Annotated in this window: 14 protein-coding genes; 2 read left to right on the top strand and 12 right to left on the bottom strand. The window is 50.0% G+C overall.

Features of this window, described 5'->3' with window-relative positions; genetic code table 11:
* Positions 1–43: 43 nt before the first annotated feature.
* The 9 genes from Q6A92_RS19225 to hpf all read right to left on the bottom strand — a co-directional run bounded on the left by Q6A92_RS19225 (position 44) and on the right by hpf (position 11,859).
* A complete protein-coding gene (locus Q6A92_RS19225) occupies positions 44–340 on the bottom strand; it encodes an AbrB/MazE/SpoVT family DNA-binding domain-containing protein (RefSeq protein ID WP_274398569.1) in 297 nt (98 codons plus the stop codon).
* Between the two features lie 310 nt (positions 341–650).
* Positions 651–1,853, bottom strand: coding sequence for a PDZ domain-containing protein (locus Q6A92_RS19220; RefSeq protein ID WP_274398568.1), 1,203 nt, complete (start codon positions 1,851–1,853; stop codon positions 651–653).
* A gap of 300 nt (positions 1,854–2,153) precedes the next feature.
* Positions 2,154–3,617: a S41 family peptidase gene (locus Q6A92_RS19215; protein WP_274398567.1), complete on the bottom strand. Its 1,464-nt coding sequence runs from the start codon at positions 3,615–3,617 to the stop codon at positions 2,154–2,156.
* A 141-nt stretch (positions 3,618–3,758) separates the two neighbouring features.
* The gene (ftsX, locus tag Q6A92_RS19210; protein WP_274398565.1) at positions 3,759–4,652 is read right to left on the bottom strand and encodes a permease-like cell division protein FtsX; all 894 of its coding nucleotides are present in this window, start codon (positions 4,650–4,652) and stop codon (positions 3,759–3,761) included.
* The gene (gene ftsE / locus Q6A92_RS19205; protein WP_274398755.1) at positions 4,642–5,328 is read right to left on the bottom strand and encodes a cell division ATP-binding protein FtsE; all 687 of its coding nucleotides are present in this window, start codon (positions 5,326–5,328) and stop codon (positions 4,642–4,644) included. The genes ftsX and ftsE overlap by 11 nt, the downstream gene beginning before the upstream one ends.
* A 581-nt stretch (positions 5,329–5,909) precedes the next feature.
* Positions 5,910–6,806: a YitT family protein gene (locus Q6A92_RS19200; RefSeq protein ID WP_274398564.1), complete on the bottom strand. Its 897-nt coding sequence runs from the start codon at positions 6,804–6,806 to the stop codon at positions 5,910–5,912.
* 207 nt (positions 6,807–7,013) lie between these two features.
* Positions 7,014–8,112, bottom strand: a protein-coding gene (gene prfB, locus Q6A92_RS19195; RefSeq protein ID WP_274398562.1) for a peptide chain release factor 2 whose coding sequence is annotated in 2 segments (ribosomal slippage) — positions 7,014–8,048 and positions 8,050–8,112 — 1,098 coding nt in all. Because the reading frame shifts where the segments join, the coding sequence is not laid out codon by codon here.
* Positions 8,113–8,140: 28 nt separating this feature from the next.
* A complete protein-coding gene (gene secA / locus Q6A92_RS19190; protein ID WP_274398560.1) occupies positions 8,141–10,657 on the bottom strand; it encodes a preprotein translocase subunit SecA in 2,517 nt (838 codons plus the stop codon).
* A gap of 632 nt (positions 10,658–11,289) precedes the next feature.
* Positions 11,290–11,859 (bottom strand): ribosome hibernation-promoting factor, HPF/YfiA family, encoded by a 570-nt coding sequence (gene hpf / locus Q6A92_RS19185; protein WP_274398558.1) that lies wholly within the window; start codon positions 11,857–11,859, stop codon positions 11,290–11,292.
* 397 nt (positions 11,860–12,256) lie between these two features.
* Here hpf and Q6A92_RS19180 point away from each other — a divergent pair, with 397 nt between their 5' ends.
* A complete protein-coding gene (locus Q6A92_RS19180) occupies positions 12,257–12,397 on the top strand; it encodes a hypothetical protein (RefSeq protein ID WP_274398557.1) in 141 nt (46 codons plus the stop codon).
* Positions 12,398–12,694: 297 nt separating this feature from the next.
* Positions 12,695–12,931: a hypothetical protein gene (locus Q6A92_RS19175; protein ID WP_332239076.1), complete on the top strand. Its 237-nt coding sequence runs from the start codon at positions 12,695–12,697 to the stop codon at positions 12,929–12,931.
* Between the two features lie 243 nt (positions 12,932–13,174).
* Here the strand turns inward: Q6A92_RS19175 and Q6A92_RS19170 are convergent, their stop codons facing one another.
* Genes Q6A92_RS19170 through fliD form a run of 3 tightly spaced genes read right to left on the bottom strand, consistent with a single transcriptional unit; the run spans position 13,175 to position 15,922 of the window.
* Entirely contained in the window at positions 13,175–13,519 is a 345-nt protein-coding gene (locus tag Q6A92_RS19170; protein ID WP_274398556.1) for a hypothetical protein, read from the bottom strand.
* Position 13,520: 1 nt separating this feature from the next.
* Positions 13,521–13,946: a flagellar export chaperone FliS gene (gene fliS / locus Q6A92_RS19165; RefSeq protein WP_332239075.1), complete on the bottom strand. Its 426-nt coding sequence runs from the start codon at positions 13,944–13,946 to the stop codon at positions 13,521–13,523.
* Positions 13,946–15,922, bottom strand: coding sequence for a flagellar filament capping protein FliD (gene fliD, locus Q6A92_RS19160; RefSeq protein ID WP_332239074.1), 1,977 nt, complete (start codon positions 15,920–15,922; stop codon positions 13,946–13,948). Before fliD ends, fliS begins: the two co-directional genes overlap by 1 nt.
* Positions 15,923–15,943: the final 21 nt, after the last annotated feature.

Here is a 15,943-nt window from a genome sequence, read left to right as displayed (position 1 = left end):
CGTCTCCATACATCGCATGGAAACGTTCCGGCCGTTATCAAAATCAGGAATCGGACTTTGCATCCGCACCGATATATTTTTCAATTTCCTGGACAACGGCCTTGGCAGCTTTTCGGCTCAGAATCAGTTTGCCATTCGCCAGAACAAGATTGTCGGGCGATACTTCGTTTGTGATCAAGCAGGCCATGCTCGGAACATACTTTTTAAAAATAATGCGATCATCCTCGGTGAAAATTTCCAGCGGATCGCCTTCTTTTATATTCATTGTTCTTCTCAGCTCGATTGGTATCACAACACGGCCGAGCTCGTCGACTTTTCGTACAATTCCGGTTGATTTCATCTGTTATATTTTGGCTCCCTTCTCTTAATTTAGTAGGCTACTTAAATCAAGAATAGCACAATAAAAGAAAATTCATCAATGATAACTCTTTTGTCGTTCGAATTTTTTTTACAGTGCCTTCGATCTGACAGTAACATTAAAAAATTGGAACATCCGGGCACGGGACGGCCGCCTCGGATCTCGCTTTCAGAACCTGCGGGCAGCGCACCTCTCAAAGCCGAATTCCATACTTTTTTCTGAAAAGCTGGAAATCGATACGGGCGGCCTCCGCTGCCGGATCCTGTTCCAAAAATAGTATTCGATGCTTCGGTCACGCTTTTGTCTTTCTATTATCCAGCCATTCCTCGGCTTCAAGAAAAAGCAGTCCGATTCGGTGTCCGTCATCCTGATGGATCGGCCCCTTGGCGAAACGCGGTTCCCCGAAGCGGTCGATCACCTCCAGTTTGCAGTAAGCGGCCCGTTGCTGCAGCGCTTCGTAAAAATCATATTCGCCGACAACGTCCTGATCGTTCACACGAAGGATCTCCTCCCCCAGCCTGATGCCCATCCTGTCGCCGAGCGAGTTCGGAATAACGCCGACCACGCGGATACCTTTTGTCGGCCTGATAAAATAGAACGGCCGTTTCTCCCGCAGATAATGATGATATCCGATCAGGGCAAGCCGGCCGATCAGGGCCAGAGCGCCTCCGATAACGGCAAGAAGCGGAAGGTGAAACAGATAAGAAAGGCCGACAAAGAGTCCGGTGACAAAAAAATTCACAAGAAGCCAATGGCCGGTGGTGCGGACGGCCCGTTTCGGGAGCGTATGCGTGATCAGCTGAGCGATTCCGACACCAAGCGGAAATAGCGCGAAGCCGAACGAATGCCCGGAGCCGGATACAAACGGCCACAGCCCGATCGATCCGACCGGACCTGCGGAAGGGACAAGAAAAAACAGCGGAACAATCCACAGTGCGCTCGCTTCATGGGCGCCGACCTTGCTTCCGCGCCGGCTGTCGATCAGACGGGGCGAAGTCTGCCGCGCGCCCCAGCCGTACACGAGCAGGCACTCAATCAGGAGCCCCGTAACAAGAAAAATGCCGAAGGAAAAAAAGTCGACGCCGCGGATGTCGTCAATCCACCCGTTAACAAGCGGATAGGGTGTTCTGATATTGGGGAGCCAATAAGCTACGATCATTGCCGCCCCGCCCGCGATTGCGGGCGAAAGAAAGCGGAGCTGAGTGGTCAGCATAATCAAAAGATAGGCACACGAGAGCAGCACGATCACTCCCGCCGGCAGAGCGGTCCCGGACAGGAGCAGCAACGCTGAACCGAACGCCCCCATGATCAGGCTCGGCGCCACGCTCGCAAATACCGTGTTGAACATCCCGTAAGCCTTAATATGAAACGAAAGCCGTTCCCGCTTGACCCGCTGAATGCTGAACAGGAACAGGCCCAGAACCAGTAAATAAAATACGGGATTATAGAAAAACGAAGCAATCCCCAGAAGTATCGAACGTATGACGTCACCCATCCGCAATTCCCCCAAAACGATCAAATAGAAATTCCCGATATGTTAAGAATACAGCAATTGCATATGATCTGTGAACTAAACTTCCTTCCTTTCGGAAATAAATTCTGTGGCAAAAACAGGTGAATACAAGACAGGGACGAAACCCCGGGACTTTCTCCCCTGTGTCAGCCGGCTTAAAAATGAGTCGAAAGCAGGATCAGCCAAAAAAGAAGAAGCAGGATATTCACAAAAAAAACATAAATATCCTGCCTCTTTCCTATTCGAATGATTTTTCTGAACGCGTTCTATCCGTTTTCCCGTTCACTTAACGGCCTTTTCGATTTCCTGAATCGCCGCGTTAAGCTGGAGATCATTTTTCGGGTTCGTAATCGCGGCCAGTGTTTTTGCTTGCAGCGCATCCGCGGTTTTCTGATCAATCGTGCCCGTGACAGGCAGCCCCGCCGATTGCTGGAAAGCTTTCACGGCCAGTTCCGTATTGGTGCTGAAATAACCGTCCGTCCGTTTCGGATCGAAACCGGCGCCGACAAGCATCTGCTGCGCGTCGGCAACAGACGTCCCCGTCTGATCATACTTCAGCGTCTGTCCGTTTTTCAATGTCAGCGGGCTGGCAAAGAAATAGGCCGGCTGCTGAACTGCGACGGTCGGCTGAATGCCTTTTTTGTGAATCCAGTTTCCGTCCGGAGTCAGCCATTTATCGGTGGTCAGCTTCAGTTCGCTGTTATCGGACAGCGCGATGCCCTGTTGAACCGTTCCCTTGCCGAACGACTTGACTCCGACGAGCGGATAGCCGCCCGCTTCATGAAGCGCACCGGCCAGAATCTCTGAGGCGGAGGCGCTGCCGCCGTCGATCAGGCCGACAATCGGATAACTCTTTTTGGTTTTAAGAGTCGAATAGAACGGCTGTTTTTTACCCTGACGGTCTTCGATCTGGACGACCGGCTTGTTATCTGGAATCAGCAGATTGGCGATTTTCTCCACCGCCTGAAGATAGCCGCCCGGATTGCCGCGGACATCAATGATCAGCCCTTCCATCTTCTGATTCTGAAGCGACGTCAGTGCCTTGGAAAATTCTTTATCCGTATTCTCATTAAATTGAGTGATCGCAATGTATCCGATCGGCCGGCCGTTCTGCTTGATCATCCGGCTGTCGACCGTCTGAATCGGAATAACGTCGCGCTTGATCGAAAACATCAGTTCATTGCTGACCCCGCTGCGCTTGATCCCGATCTTAACCGTCGTCCCTTTTTTTCCGCGGATTTTGGCAACGGCTTGATTGACATCCATCCCGTCGGTAGACCGGCCGTTGATCGAGACAATCTGGTCATTCGGCCTGAGTCCTGCTTTCTCGGCCGGAGAACCCTTTATCGGCGACACGATGCTGATCTTGTTGCCGACCATCTGAACTTCGGCACCGATACCCTGGAAAGAAGAAGACAGAGACTGGTTGAAATCGGAAGCCGACTGAGCGCTCATATAACTCGAAAAGGGATCGCCGAGTGTCTGGATCATACCGTTAATTGCACCGTCATACAGCTTCTGGCTGTCTATTTTCTGAAAATAATCCTTTTCGATCAAATCATGAATCGCCTGCACTTTCGATGCCTCACTGCTAACTGCAGTAGAACCGGAAACAGCAGACGATGCAGGAACGGAAACGGGGTTGTTTCTATTGATAAAACTGAATACCGCATAGGACCCCGCCGCCCCGACGATCAGCGAGACCGCCATCAGCAAAGCGACGACTTTGCCGCTGAATTTTTTCATAAAAAACTGCCTCCTCCAACTCAGTCGCCCAGTCCGCCCGAATCATCCGGGCGATAAATAACCTGAGCGACCGTGATCATACAGCATCAGCGGCCTTTTGTCCAAAAAAGAACATCGACGCCTTCCGGGCTTTCACCTAGTTCAGACTTTGAGGAATTTGCGCACCGAATTCAGGCTGCCCCAGACGCCGATTGCCGCTCCGATCCCGATGAGCAGCAGGCTGAGATTGCTTGTCATCGTCTGATAAGGAATCAACCTGATGAACATTTGAGATAAGCTGCCTCCAAGATTATAATAGGCAAAATGATAAACAATCATAACAAGAATAACCGGAATGATCGAACCAAGTATTCCCATAATCAGTCCTTCAATAAAATAGGGCCAGCGGACAAAGGCATTGGTGGCACCGACGAGCTTCATGATTTCGATCTCGCGCCGCCTTGCCACAATCGTCAGTTTGATCGTATTGGCAATCAGAAAAACGGAAGTAAACAGGAGCCCGATAATCAAAACAATCCCGACATTCCTCGCGATGCTGACAAACTGAAACATCTTTTCAACCGTTCCCTTGCCGTAGCGCACATCGGAAACATACGGCAGGCTTCTGACTTCCTGTGCAACCTGAACGGTCTGCTCCGGGCGGCTCGTTTTCAGAATAAAAACATTGGGCAGCGGATTCTGCTTCTGCAGATCCTGAAAAGTCGATTTGTCGCTGCCCATGCTCTGCAGCAGATTGTTCAGTCCCTGCTGTTTTGACTGAAACGTGACCGACTGGACATTTTTGACCTGCTTGAGATTGCTCTTCAGCTGATTCTGCTGCGTGCCTGTCGCGGACTGGTCGATGTAGACGCGTACCTGTACATCGTTTTCGATATCTCCGGCGATTTTGTTCAGATTAAACATGACCATGAGAAACAATCCGACCAGGACGAGCGACACGGTCACCGCACTCACCGATGCGAAGGTCATCCAGCCGTTGCGGGCAAGGCTCTTAAAGCTTTCATTGATGTGCCTCTTCAGTGTCCTAGGCTTCATAGCCGTATTCACCTTCCTGCTCATCCCGGACAATCATGCCGCTTTCGAGCGCAATGACTCTGTGCCTGACCCGATTCACGATGTCCTTGTTATGCGTCGCCATAACGACCGTTGTCCCCTGTTCATTGATCCGCGTAAAGACCTCCATAATCTGCCAGGACGTCTCCGGATCAAGATTTCCCGTCGGTTCATCGGCAATCAGAACCGGCGGTCTGTTGCAGATCGAACGGGCAATCGACACGCGCTGCTGCTCGCCTCCGGACAATTGATCGGGAAAAGAACGCAGCTTATGCTTCAGCCCGACAAGATCGAGCACTTCCATTACCCGCTTTTTGATCACTTCCGGATCTTCCTCAATGACTTCCAGCGCAAACGCGACATTTTCATAAACCGTCAATTTCGGGAGCAGACGGAAATCCTGAAAAACAACACCGATTTTCCTCCTGAAATAAGGGACCTGCCGTTCTCTGAGCGTAGCAATATTTTTATGGTTAACGAAAATCTTTCCTCTTGTCGGTTTCAATTCTCTGAAGATCATTTTTATGAATGTAGATTTTCCGGCCCCGCTCGGACCGACAATATAGACAAACTCTCCCTGCTTCACGGACAGATCGATGCCGTTCAGCGCCATCACGCCGTTTGGATAAGCTTTCCAGACATTCTGCATCAAAATCATGTCGTCCATTCTGCTGTTTCCCCCGCAATCATTTTGATTGATTTTGACTGAACCGGCGATAAACCGCCGAACTGTTTCCATTAAGATAGCATTCGCACTCGTGTGAAAATTAAGTCGGTCTATCTTCTTGAGTGAACGATTCAGAGTACACGCCAAAAAATACGGTCATAAAAAAGCAACGGACCGTGTGACACACGATGCAACTTATGTATAAAATGACAGATAATCATTTTGAATCATTTTCCATTATACCATTCATATCCGACGTATTCCCTATGAAAATTATTACATTTAAATTTCAAATGTACGAGGCCGATGAGCGTAAAAGGGAACGGATCGGGATCCGGGCGATCACGGAGAGAGTCGTCGGAAAAAAGCAGATCGGGCCAATCGGCTTATTAATGAATGGAATAAAGGCCGGATCAATCAGGAATGAAGGTTTTTCTTGCCTGATCTTCAAACGTTTTCCCCGCATCCGATAGCCGCCGCTCCCTTTCCAGCGCTCCCGGCGCCGCCTAATAACGAGCCTCGAACCTTCCCCCGTTGATGATGCCGATGAATCTCGCCGATCCGCTGCACCCTCAGCGGCGTTTATAAAACCCTTTACCGAACACTTCCGTCGCGTTGGCGATAATAAAAAAAGATTCCGGATCGACCGAATGAACGAGCTGTTTAAGGTGGGTCAGCTCATCCCGCGAAACGACGGTCATCAACATCGGGCGGTTGTCACCTGTGAATCCGCCCTGGCTGATGATCCTGGTTACGCCGCGGTCAATCTCCTGCAAAATGCTGCGTCGCAGCTCGTCTTCTTTATCCGAGATAATCAGTGCCAGCTTCTCCGTATTGAATCCGATCTGTACCACATCGATCACTTTGGCCTGCAGATAGATACTGATCAAAGCATACAGAGCCGATTCCAGCGAAATAAAGAAGGCGGACGAAAGGACGATCAGTCCGTCAATAACCGAGACACAAAGGCCGATCGAAAGCCCGGAAAAGCGCTGAATGACCTGACCGGCCAGCGCGGTGCCGCCGGTCGATCCGCGGCCGCGGAAAACGATGCCCAGTCCGAGACCGACGCCGATTCCTCCGAACAACGCGCCGAGAAGCGGATTGTTCGTTGCGGGCGGCCAATCCGCCGTCAGAAAAACGGAAAGCGGCAGAAACAGTGTGCCCAATAATGTCTTCAGCGCATAATCGAGATAGCCGAAACTTTTGCCAAGTATCAGCACCCCGCCGATATACAGCGGTATGTTGATCGCCCAAATCACGAAAGAGGGCTCCCAGCCGAGCGTCCAATGCAGAATAATACTGATGCCGCTCACTCCGCCGGCTGCAATTCGGTTCGGCAGCTGGAAAACATTAAACGCGATCCCGACGATTGCCGATCCGATCAGAACGTACAAATAATCCGACACGGCCGCTATCCGCCCGCGGGAGACAGCGGCGTGTTTGTCCCTTTTCCATAAAAAATCCATAATCAATCTCCTTCATCCCAAACCGGTAAACCCGAATTCCATTGTCCGCAAGAAAACTCTCACTGCGCAAAGCGCGCTCCTTATCCGGCAGCTCATCTTTTAAAAAATCAGTGTATTCTTTCAGTTTAGCATAAAAAAGAAACCGCCCTGAGCTGAACGTGCACTCATAAGGCGGCCTTGTCTGCTCTACTGATGTTTTCGTACGATTCAGAGATGCAGCCGCAAGTAAGCATCGATGAACGGATCGAGATCGCCGTCCATCACGCGATTGACATCTCCGATTTCCACGTTTGTCCGGTGGTCTTTGACCATCGAATAGGGATGGAAGACATAGGAACGGATCTGGCTGCCCCATCCGATCTCTTTCTGTTCGCCGTGAAGCGCAGCCTTCTCCGCTTCCCGTTTTTCTTCTTCCAATTGATACAGCCGCGCTTTCAGCATTTTCATCGCCTGGTCCCGGTTCTGAAATTGCGACCGTTCAGACTGGCAGCTGACGACAATGCCGGTCGGCAGGTGCGTCATGCGGACGGCGGATGAAGTCTTGTTGATGTGCTGCCCGCCGGCGCCGCTTGACCGGAAAACATCGACGCGGAGATCTTCCGGCCTGATTTCGATATCAATATCGTCATCAATCTCCGGTATGACTTCGCATGAAACGAATGACGTATGGCGGCGCCCGGCCGCATCAAACGGCGAAATTCTGACAAGGCGGTGGATCCCTTTTTCCGCCTTCAGGTAGCCGTAAGCATCTTTGCCTTTAATCAGAAGTGTCACGCTTTTCACGCCAGCTTCATCGCCCGGCAGATAGTCCAGAGTCTCGACCGTGAATCCTTTGCTCTCCGCCCAGCGCGTGTACATGCGCAGCAGCATCGACGCCCAATCCTGAGCCTCCGTGCCGCCGGCGCCAGGATGCAGTTCAAGAATCGCATTGTTTTTATCGTGCGGTCCGCTGAGCAGCAGCTGCGTTTCATAACGGTTGAACGCTGCGCGTGCTTCCGACAGCGACTGCTCCAATTCATTCTTAAGATCGGCGTCTTCCTCTTCCCTGACCAATTCGTATGCAACCTGCAGATCTTCAAATTTCGATTCCAATTCGCCCAGACTGTCGACTTTGCTTTTCAGATCGTTTGATTCATCGATCACTTTCTGAGCCTTTTCATTGTCGTCCCAGAAACCGGGCATCGTCATTTTTTCTTCCAGTTCGGCGATTCGGGCCTTTTTGTTATCTAAGTCAAAGAGACCCCCTAAATTCTTTGAGACGGCCTTCCATCTCATCGATTTCGTGCTTCATTTCCGGCAAATCCATAGCTCATCCTGCTTTCCCTCTGTCCGGCTCATTTGCCGTGGCAGTTTTTGTATTTTTTCCCGCTGCCGCATGGGCAGGGATCGTTGCGCCCGACGTGCATCTTATTGACATAGGGCTTTCTTTTTTGGGGCGCACTGTCCTTGCCGCCCGAAATGACGTGCAATCCGTTAGCCACGCGTTCCCGCTGGACAGGCTGCTCCTGAATTTCGGCCTTCATCAGAATGTTGACCGTTTCTTCCTCGATACCGGCGACCATTTCTTCGAACATTTTAAACCCTTCAACCTGATAGGCCCGGTAAGGGTCGATCTGTCCGTACGCCCGCAGATGGATTCCTTCGCGGAGCTGCTCCATTGCGTCGATATGGTCCATCCATTTCGTGTCAACCGTCCGCAGCATGACCACGCGTTCAAACTCGCGCATCCGTTCGGGTGTAAAGTTTTTCTCTTTTTCATCATAGCGGGCAAGTGCTTTTCCGCACAGATCCTCGATCATCTCTTCCGGATCCTTGCCCTCCAGATCCTTAATCGAAAGGACGCCTTCATCAAACAGTTTGGCGTTCAGATAATCGATGATTCCGTCCAGGTTCCAGTCCTCCGGCACCTCGTGTTCCGGCGTGTGAGCATGGATAAGATTGGTGATCACCGTTTTTATCATATTCTCGATGTCCGGTCTGAGGTTCTCCGACTCCATGACTTCCATGCGCTGCTTGTAGATAATTTCACGCTGCTGCCGCATCACATCGTCGAATTTCAGCAACTGTTTGCGGGCATCAAAGTTATTGCCTTCGACACGTTTCTGCGCGGATTCGACCGATCGGCTGACAATCTTGCTTTCGATCGGCTGATCGTCGTCCATGCCGAGTTTTTCCATCATGCCTTTCATCCGGTCGGATCCGAACCGCCGCATCAGATCGTCCTCGAGCGAAAGATAGAAACGCGACATGCCCGGATCTCCCTGACGGCCGGAACGTCCGCGCAGCTGGTTATCGATACGCCGCGATTCATGCCGTTCCGTACCGAGAATAAAAAGTCCGCCAAGTTCCGTCACGCCTTCGCCGAGCTTAATGTCGGTCCCGCGTCCGGCCATATTGGTGGCGATGGTCACCGCTCCGACCTGGCCGGCATTTTCGATGATTTCCGCTTCACGTGCATGATTCTTCGCGTTCAGTACATTATGCGGGATCCCGTGCCTTTTCAGCATCTTTGAAAGCAGCTCGGACGTTTCCACGGCAACCGTGCCGACCAGCACAGGCTGGCCGCGATGATAGAGCGTTGAAATTTCTTCAACGACCGACTTGAATTTGCCCTTTTTCGTTTTATAGATCAAATCCGGTTTGTCCTCGCGAATAACCGGTTTATTGGTCGGTATCACGATCACGTCCATGTTGTAAATGCTCTGGAATTCTTCCTCTTCAGTCTTAGCCGTACCGGTCATGCCCGCGAGCTTGCCGTACATGCGGAAGTAGTTCTGCAGTGTGATCGTCGCCAGTGTTTTGCTTTCGCTCTGAATTTCAAGGCCTTCCTTGGCCTCGATCGCCTGATGCAGGCCCTCGCTGTAGCGGCGTCCCTGCATCAGCCGCCCGGTAAACGGATCGACAATAATGATCTCGCCGTTCTGGACCACGTAATCCGTATCGCGGTGCATGATCGCATGCGCCTTCAGCGCCTCGCTCACATGATGGTTAATCAGCACATTCGAGTAGTCGTACAGGTTCTTGATATGAAAAAAGTTCTCTGCCTTCGTCATTCCTTCTTCGGTCAGCTGGACCGACTTCGTCTTCAGATCGACGGTATAATCCTGCTTCTCTGTCAGGAGGCGGGCAAACTGATTCGCCCGCACATAAAGATCCGTCGACTTTTCGGCATTGCCGGAAATAATCAGCGGCGTCCGCGCTTCATCGACTAAAATAGAATCCACTTCATCGACGATTGCATAATTCAGCGGGCGCTGAACCTTTTCTTCTTTATAAATCACCATGTTGTCACGCAGATAATCGAAACCGAACTCATTGTTTGTCCCATAAGTAATGTCCGCTGCATAGGCCTTTCGCTTCTCCTCGGGGGACAATCCGGACGAATTCAGGCCGACCGACAGGCCGAGAAAATTATACAGAAAACTGAGCTGCTTCGCATCGCGCGAGGCCAGGTAATCGTTCACCGTCACCAGGTGAACGCCCTTGCCGGTCAGAGCGTTCAGATACAGCGGCATCGTCGCGACGAGCGTTTTCCCTTCGCCGGTTTTCATCTCGGCGATGTTGCCCTGATGCAGAGCAATCGCACCAATCAGCTGAACATAATAAGGCGTCAGCCCGAGAATGCGCGTCGAGGCCTCCCGGACAACCGCGAAGGCTTCAGGCATAATATCTTCGAGCGTTTCGCCGTTAGCCAGCCGTTCCCTGAATTCCGGAGTTTTCGCCTGAAGCTCATCATCGGTCAGCGCCTTCATCTCATCTGCCCTACCGTCGATTACATGGGCCACTTTTTCCATTTTTCCAAGTTTGCGTAGGCTTGTGTCACCCAAAACTTTTTTGAGCATTCCTATCATGCCTATATACACCTCATTTCAGGCTTTTGAAAACGCACCGCCCCCGGCACGTCCAAATACCATTAGGATCTCGCTTTTCGTCTGCAGTCTGCAGTTATCAATCCGACACTCCGGCATTTCTTTAAAACTTTGTGTCTCGGATTTCATCGGTTCAACATCTTTTTTATTTTAACAATGTCGGCGTGTGATGACAATAACTCCGTCCGCACGCCGCCTTCTAAGAAAGACTGCTCATCTCCGCTGCCCTCTTCATTGTCTCGTTCTCACCCTGAACAGTACGCTCCATTAAAACCCTTCGTCCGGCAAAGAAATTTTACGTCGTGTTCCCGCATTTCCAATCGGATCGGATCAGGCCTGCGGAAAAATTTATTTTGCGCAGATTAAAAAGATAGGCAATTAATTTTAAGTATACGCTAAAATAACAGGCTTGAAAACAGATTGGCGGAATTTATACGGCAAGGATTTAATGTCTTTATGGATGCAGGGCTTTCACTCATTTTTTGCGGATATCCGGGAGGAACGGGCTTATTGGCCGCTTGCCGATCGCAGACCGGGCGGCTTAAAAAACGTTTTAAAAAGGAGATTCACAAATTGTGAATCTCCCGGATCTTCATTTTTAAATTTTTATCGGCCTATTCCTGATCGATCAGCCCGTAGCGGCCGTCTTTGCGGCGATAAACGACATTGGTCGTGCCGCTTTCCGCGTTTTTAAACACGAAGAACGAATGGCCGAGCATATCCATCTGCAGGATCGCTTCTTCCACCGTCATCGGTTTAAACACAAACCGTTTTTTGCGGACCACATCCTGAAGCTCTTCGGGTGCCTGTGTCCCGGTCTCCAGCGTTCCGGTCGTCGTCCCGCCCGCCGAGGTACTTGATTCCTGGCGCGCCTGGCGGATATCCTGCCGGCTCTTACGATTGACTTTCGTTTTATATTTCTTGATCTGGCGCTCCAGTTTGGTAACCACCAGATCGATTGCTGTATACATATCTTCCTGCCCAACTTCAGCTCTCAAGAGAAGCCCCTGCATCGGAATGGTGACCTCAATCACCTGTTCCTTATTATGAACACGCATGTTCACACGCGCCTCTGTTGCCAGCGGCAGGCTGAAATACTTTTCAAGCTTGCCGATTCTTTTCTCTGCATAGCTCTGCAGAGAGGGTGTCATCGCAATGTTTTCTCCACGAATGTTAATATTCATAAGAAAGCCTCCCTTCAATATTATATATTTTCGTCATGACGATCCTTATTCCTGCCTAAACTTTAAAAAACTTTAACAAAAAGCGCTTTCACAGACACATTTCCGACATAATCATGCTGACCTCCTTTCCCCGACACATTCATGCAAAAAAAGCACTGATTTCATGCAATAATACAATTGAAAGAAGGGCAATGAAAGCGCTATTTTGTATTGACGCGCCATTGAATTCTTCATATAATGAATACGCAGTAGAAGATAATCCTTTTAAGTGATAAGTTTCACAGGCGTGTTAGGTCACTTGGTGTTAGGATGAAAGTTTTTGATAAGTATCTTCTTTGTGATTAATTTCTCAAAGTTTATTGAGACGGTGAATACATCTCAAAAAGGGGTTTTTAAAATGACTGTTAAAAAGGAAGAAATTATTGAACTGTTCGAAAAGCTCAATGAAGATGAAAAAGAATCCACTTACAATTACTTGCAGTTCCTCGCGAGCCTTAATAGAGAAGAAACAACCCACGAAGCTGTTGCAGCCAGATGAAACAGCTGAATGCTAATGAAAGGCCCATCCGGATGTTCTGAACGGATGGGCCGCTTTATTATACTATTTAAAAATTTCCAGGGATTCTCGCACGAGCGGGAGGTGCCGCTTACTGCGGCATGAAGCCGTCCCGGTCCCCTCAGGAAAAATCCGGATGTCATAGAGATGAATTGCTGATATGCTCATCAACCGTACCGTCCCGGGGAAAGTCCGGTGAAACCAGATTCCCTCGGGGTGATTTTATTTTTATGATCATCCCTCCGACTCGCCCAAGCCGGCAGACGGCAGGCTTCTGTGTTGATTGCGCATCGGCCTCTAGCAGCACGTTCAACTGCTGCTGAAAACAGCATAGTACCCAGGCGCGTTTTCAATTCTGATTATCCGCATTTATTGATTCTCACTGTCGGAATTCTGCGTTTTACTGTTGATTTTTTGCCTGTAACTGCTGATATCGGGCAGCTTACTAACGATACAGCGGCGGTTACTGGTGATATAGGCAGCTTACCGATGAGTTTCCAGCGGTATACCCGGTGATTTTCATCCGAATGCCGATAAATAAGCGGCAAGCGAAGAAAAAAGCGGACATTTTCGCAAAGCTTCATCCGCACACGAATCGCTTGCAGAGACGTTTATCGCCGCCCGCATTGCCCCGCCACCCGCCTTTCAGAAGAGCGGCCGCCGCTGCGTTCTGGTTATGGACACCTAAACATGGCCTGAGAAGTCCCTCAGTTTATTTCTCATTGAAGAAAGAATTCAGCCGGATGAAGCTGAACCGTCTTATTCCTTTTTGTCGAAAAACATGCCGTCTTTTGTCGATCCCTGAAAAGGATTGCGGTAGCGGCTGACCGAATGTTTGCGATGCCGGAATTGATTCATGTCATTGATAATACTCTGCTTGATCTCCTGCATCGCCGCATTAATTTCATGATTCATATCGGCAACTTTTTCTGTGAGCCGCTTATCCTCATTACTCGACATCCGGGGAAGCCGGAGCAGGATCTTTCCCCGATCATCCAGCAGTTGCTGTAATTTTTCGATCAACGCTTCACGATCCGTCTGATCCGCCCGATCCAGCAGTTTTTTTATAGCTAACGTCTGTTCATAAAGTTCATGGAAGATCATCTCAGACACGATCTCTTTTCGGCTGCTTTTTCTGCGTGATCTCGATAACCTGCTTCCATGTGTCCCGGAACATGACCATGATATTCTCCGCGCTGTCCAGAAGCTTCCGATCGTCTTTCATATTGACCGCGATCAGACTGCGGTTGACAAAATCATAAAGGCGCATCATTTCCTGCGCGATCGGCTGCTTCTGATCGAGTGTCGCCATCAGTTCGCTTATGATCGCCTGTGCCTTTTGCAGATAAGTATTTTTGCCGGCGATATCATGATTATCGATAGCCATACGCGCCTGTCTGATAAATTTAATGCAGCCGTTATACAACATGAGCGTCAGTTCGCCCTGCGTTGCCGTCAGTATGGAATTCCGCTGATACGCCTTGTATGCATTTGCCGGCAATATAAAAGCACCGCCTTCCATTAGATTCATTATCCATTACTGCTGATAAAGTTCTGCAAATAAGTCGACTGCTGATTGGCCGTCTGAATCGCCTGCTCCATTGCATTAAATTGCGTGTAATAGCGGTCTTCAACGCTGACAAGCTTGGTCTTCTCTGCAGAAATCTGAGTCGTTAAATTATCAATATTCTGGCCGAGAAAATATTGCTGATCGGCCATGCTGGTATTTCCGGCTTTCTGCTCGATCTGAGTCATTGTATCGGAGATGGTCGCGCTCAGCCGCTGCATCAGGCCCTGCTGCGACGTATCCGTACTCGTCGTGCCATCCGCATTGGTTACCGTTCCGCTATTGGTGAAAAGAGCCATAACCGCCTGCGAATTGGTGCTGATTGCATTCTGCAGTTTCGTCGGATCGGAAATAGTGAGCTGTCCGTGCTGTGTGTAATCTGAACTGACCGTAATGCCGATTTGCGCTAGCTGGCTGATCGTCGAATCGCCCGTTCCGCTGACACGGCCATAAAGATCGATCCGCATCTGCGACAGCGCCGTGCTCAGAACACTGTCGTTCGAGATCATCCCCTGCTGCGCTTTGGTATTCCAGTTGGAGATATCGGTAGCCGACATCTGCGACTGCTGAATGCTCGACAGCGGCAGATAATTCGGATCCGCTGTTTCGTCAATTTTACTGTTGATCTGGCTGATGGTGCTGTTGTATAAAGTGATAAAGTTGTTAATTGCAGTTGTTACCGAACTCGTATCATTCGTCACATTCAGGGTTGCCGAACCACTCCCCGTCAGCGTAAATGTCGTCCCGCCGATGGTAAAAGTGTTGCTCGCTCGCGTGGTAGATAGCCCATTTATTGTAAATGACGCATCAGTTCCCTGTTTTTGAGCATCTGTAGCCCCAGAATTCGCATCCGCATTAGTAAATCCAAGTGTTGTGTTGAAAAAAGCAAGAGCCGTATCCGAACCGCTGCCCTCAATGGAGTTCCCATCGCTCCCAATAAGTTTGCCAGTGTCTGTCCGCGTCATAACGACTTTCCCGGAGCCCGAATCATAGAAGGCACTGACCCCGGCATCCGATTGTGTGATTTGCGTCAGCATGTCATTCAATGATGTACTCGGACTGAAGGAAAAGTCCTGCGGCGTATTGGCATTGCCGCTGGAATCATAGGTTTGTATTGAGAGATCGGCCGTGTCGTAGCTGTAATCAGATGTAATGGTTGAGCCGGCCGCGACCTGACTGCCGAACGTGATCTGACCGGTCGTCGTATTAATATAAGCCTTGCCGGGATCGACACTCGACGGTGCCGACGTCCCGAACGACAGATTATTATTGGCAGCAGAATAAGTAGTCGGATTGCCTGAGCCATCGTCTACCGAAATGTTCGTATTCAAATCCGGGCTACTGTCGATATATCCATTTTTCAATTGAAAAACCGTGCCCGCCGTCGAAACACTCGTTTTTTCGCTTGATACCTGATGAGAAGTCCACGATACGCCGTTGGTCAGATTGTCCACTTGGCTCCACAGGCTCTTTGACGGATCGAAGCCCGTTTTTGCGATGTCGCCACCCGTAATGGAGGCAGAAGTAGCCATATTAGCCACAGTTAATGAATAAGTCGTATTTCCGGCCGTGGTTCCCGCTGTTGCTGTTGCAACTGCGGCATTGCTGCTATTCACTGTCTTAGTTAGATAAGTTCCCTGCAGCTGCATCGTCTGTACGTTGGTCTGCAAAGTCTGAAGCAGGGTATTCATCGACCGGTAATCGTCACGCTGCCATTCGAGCTGCTGCTGGGTCTGCTGCATCTTAATCAGCGGTTCAGCCGCGGACGCCATCAGTTTGGCGACGATGCTGTCCGTGTCGATTCCGCTGACAAGCCCGCTGATCGCGTTCGAATTTTTATAACCAATTAGACTGTTAATCTCCTGAATCGTGATCCCCGATGAATTGCTTGAACTGGATGAACTGGAAGAACCCGTGATCAAACTGCTGAAATTAGTCATTCACATTCGCCTCCTGATCTA

This window comes from Sporolactobacillus sp. KGMB 08714, assembly GCF_036598985.1.
Lineage (GTDB): Bacteria > Bacillota > Bacilli > Bacillales > Sporolactobacillaceae > Sporolactobacillus.
This window is presented reverse-complemented; position numbering and strand designations above follow the sequence as displayed.

Bases quoted from the DNA above. Each gene is read 5' to 3' on its own strand.
- Q6A92_RS19225 (WP_274398569.1), bottom strand. From the start codon at position 340: ATGAAATCAACCGGAATTGTACGAAAAGTCGACGAGCTCGGCCGTGTT.
- Q6A92_RS19220 (WP_274398568.1), bottom strand. From the start codon at position 1,853: ATGGGTGACGTCATACGTTCGATACTTCTGGGGATTGCTTCGTTTTTC.
- Q6A92_RS19215 (WP_274398567.1), bottom strand. From the start codon at position 3,617: ATGAAAAAATTCAGCGGCAAAGTCGTCGCTTTGCTGATGGCGGTCTCG.
- ftsX (WP_274398565.1), bottom strand. From the start codon at position 4,652: ATGAAGCCTAGGACACTGAAGAGGCACATCAATGAAAGCTTTAAGAGC.
- ftsE (WP_274398755.1), bottom strand. From the start codon at position 5,328: ATGATTTTGATGCAGAATGTCTGGAAAGCTTATCCAAACGGCGTGATG.
- Q6A92_RS19200 (WP_274398564.1), bottom strand. From the start codon at position 6,806: ATGGATTTTTTATGGAAAAGGGACAAACACGCCGCTGTCTCCCGCGGG.
- secA (WP_274398560.1), bottom strand. From the start codon at position 10,657: ATGATAGGAATGCTCAAAAAAGTTTTGGGTGACACAAGCCTACGCAAA.
- hpf (WP_274398558.1), bottom strand. From the start codon at position 11,859: ATGAATATTAACATTCGTGGAGAAAACATTGCGATGACACCCTCTCTG.
- Q6A92_RS19180 (WP_274398557.1), top strand. From the start codon at position 12,257: ATGACTGTTAAAAAGGAAGAAATTATTGAACTGTTCGAAAAGCTCAAT.
- Q6A92_RS19170 (WP_274398556.1), bottom strand. From the start codon at position 13,519: ATGATCTTCCATGAACTTTATGAACAGACGTTAGCTATAAAAAAACTG.
- fliS (WP_332239075.1), bottom strand. From the start codon at position 13,946: ATGAATCTAATGGAAGGCGGTGCTTTTATATTGCCGGCAAATGCATAC.
- fliD (WP_332239074.1), bottom strand. From the start codon at position 15,922: ATGACTAATTTCAGCAGTTTGATCACGGGTTCTTCCAGTTCATCCAGT.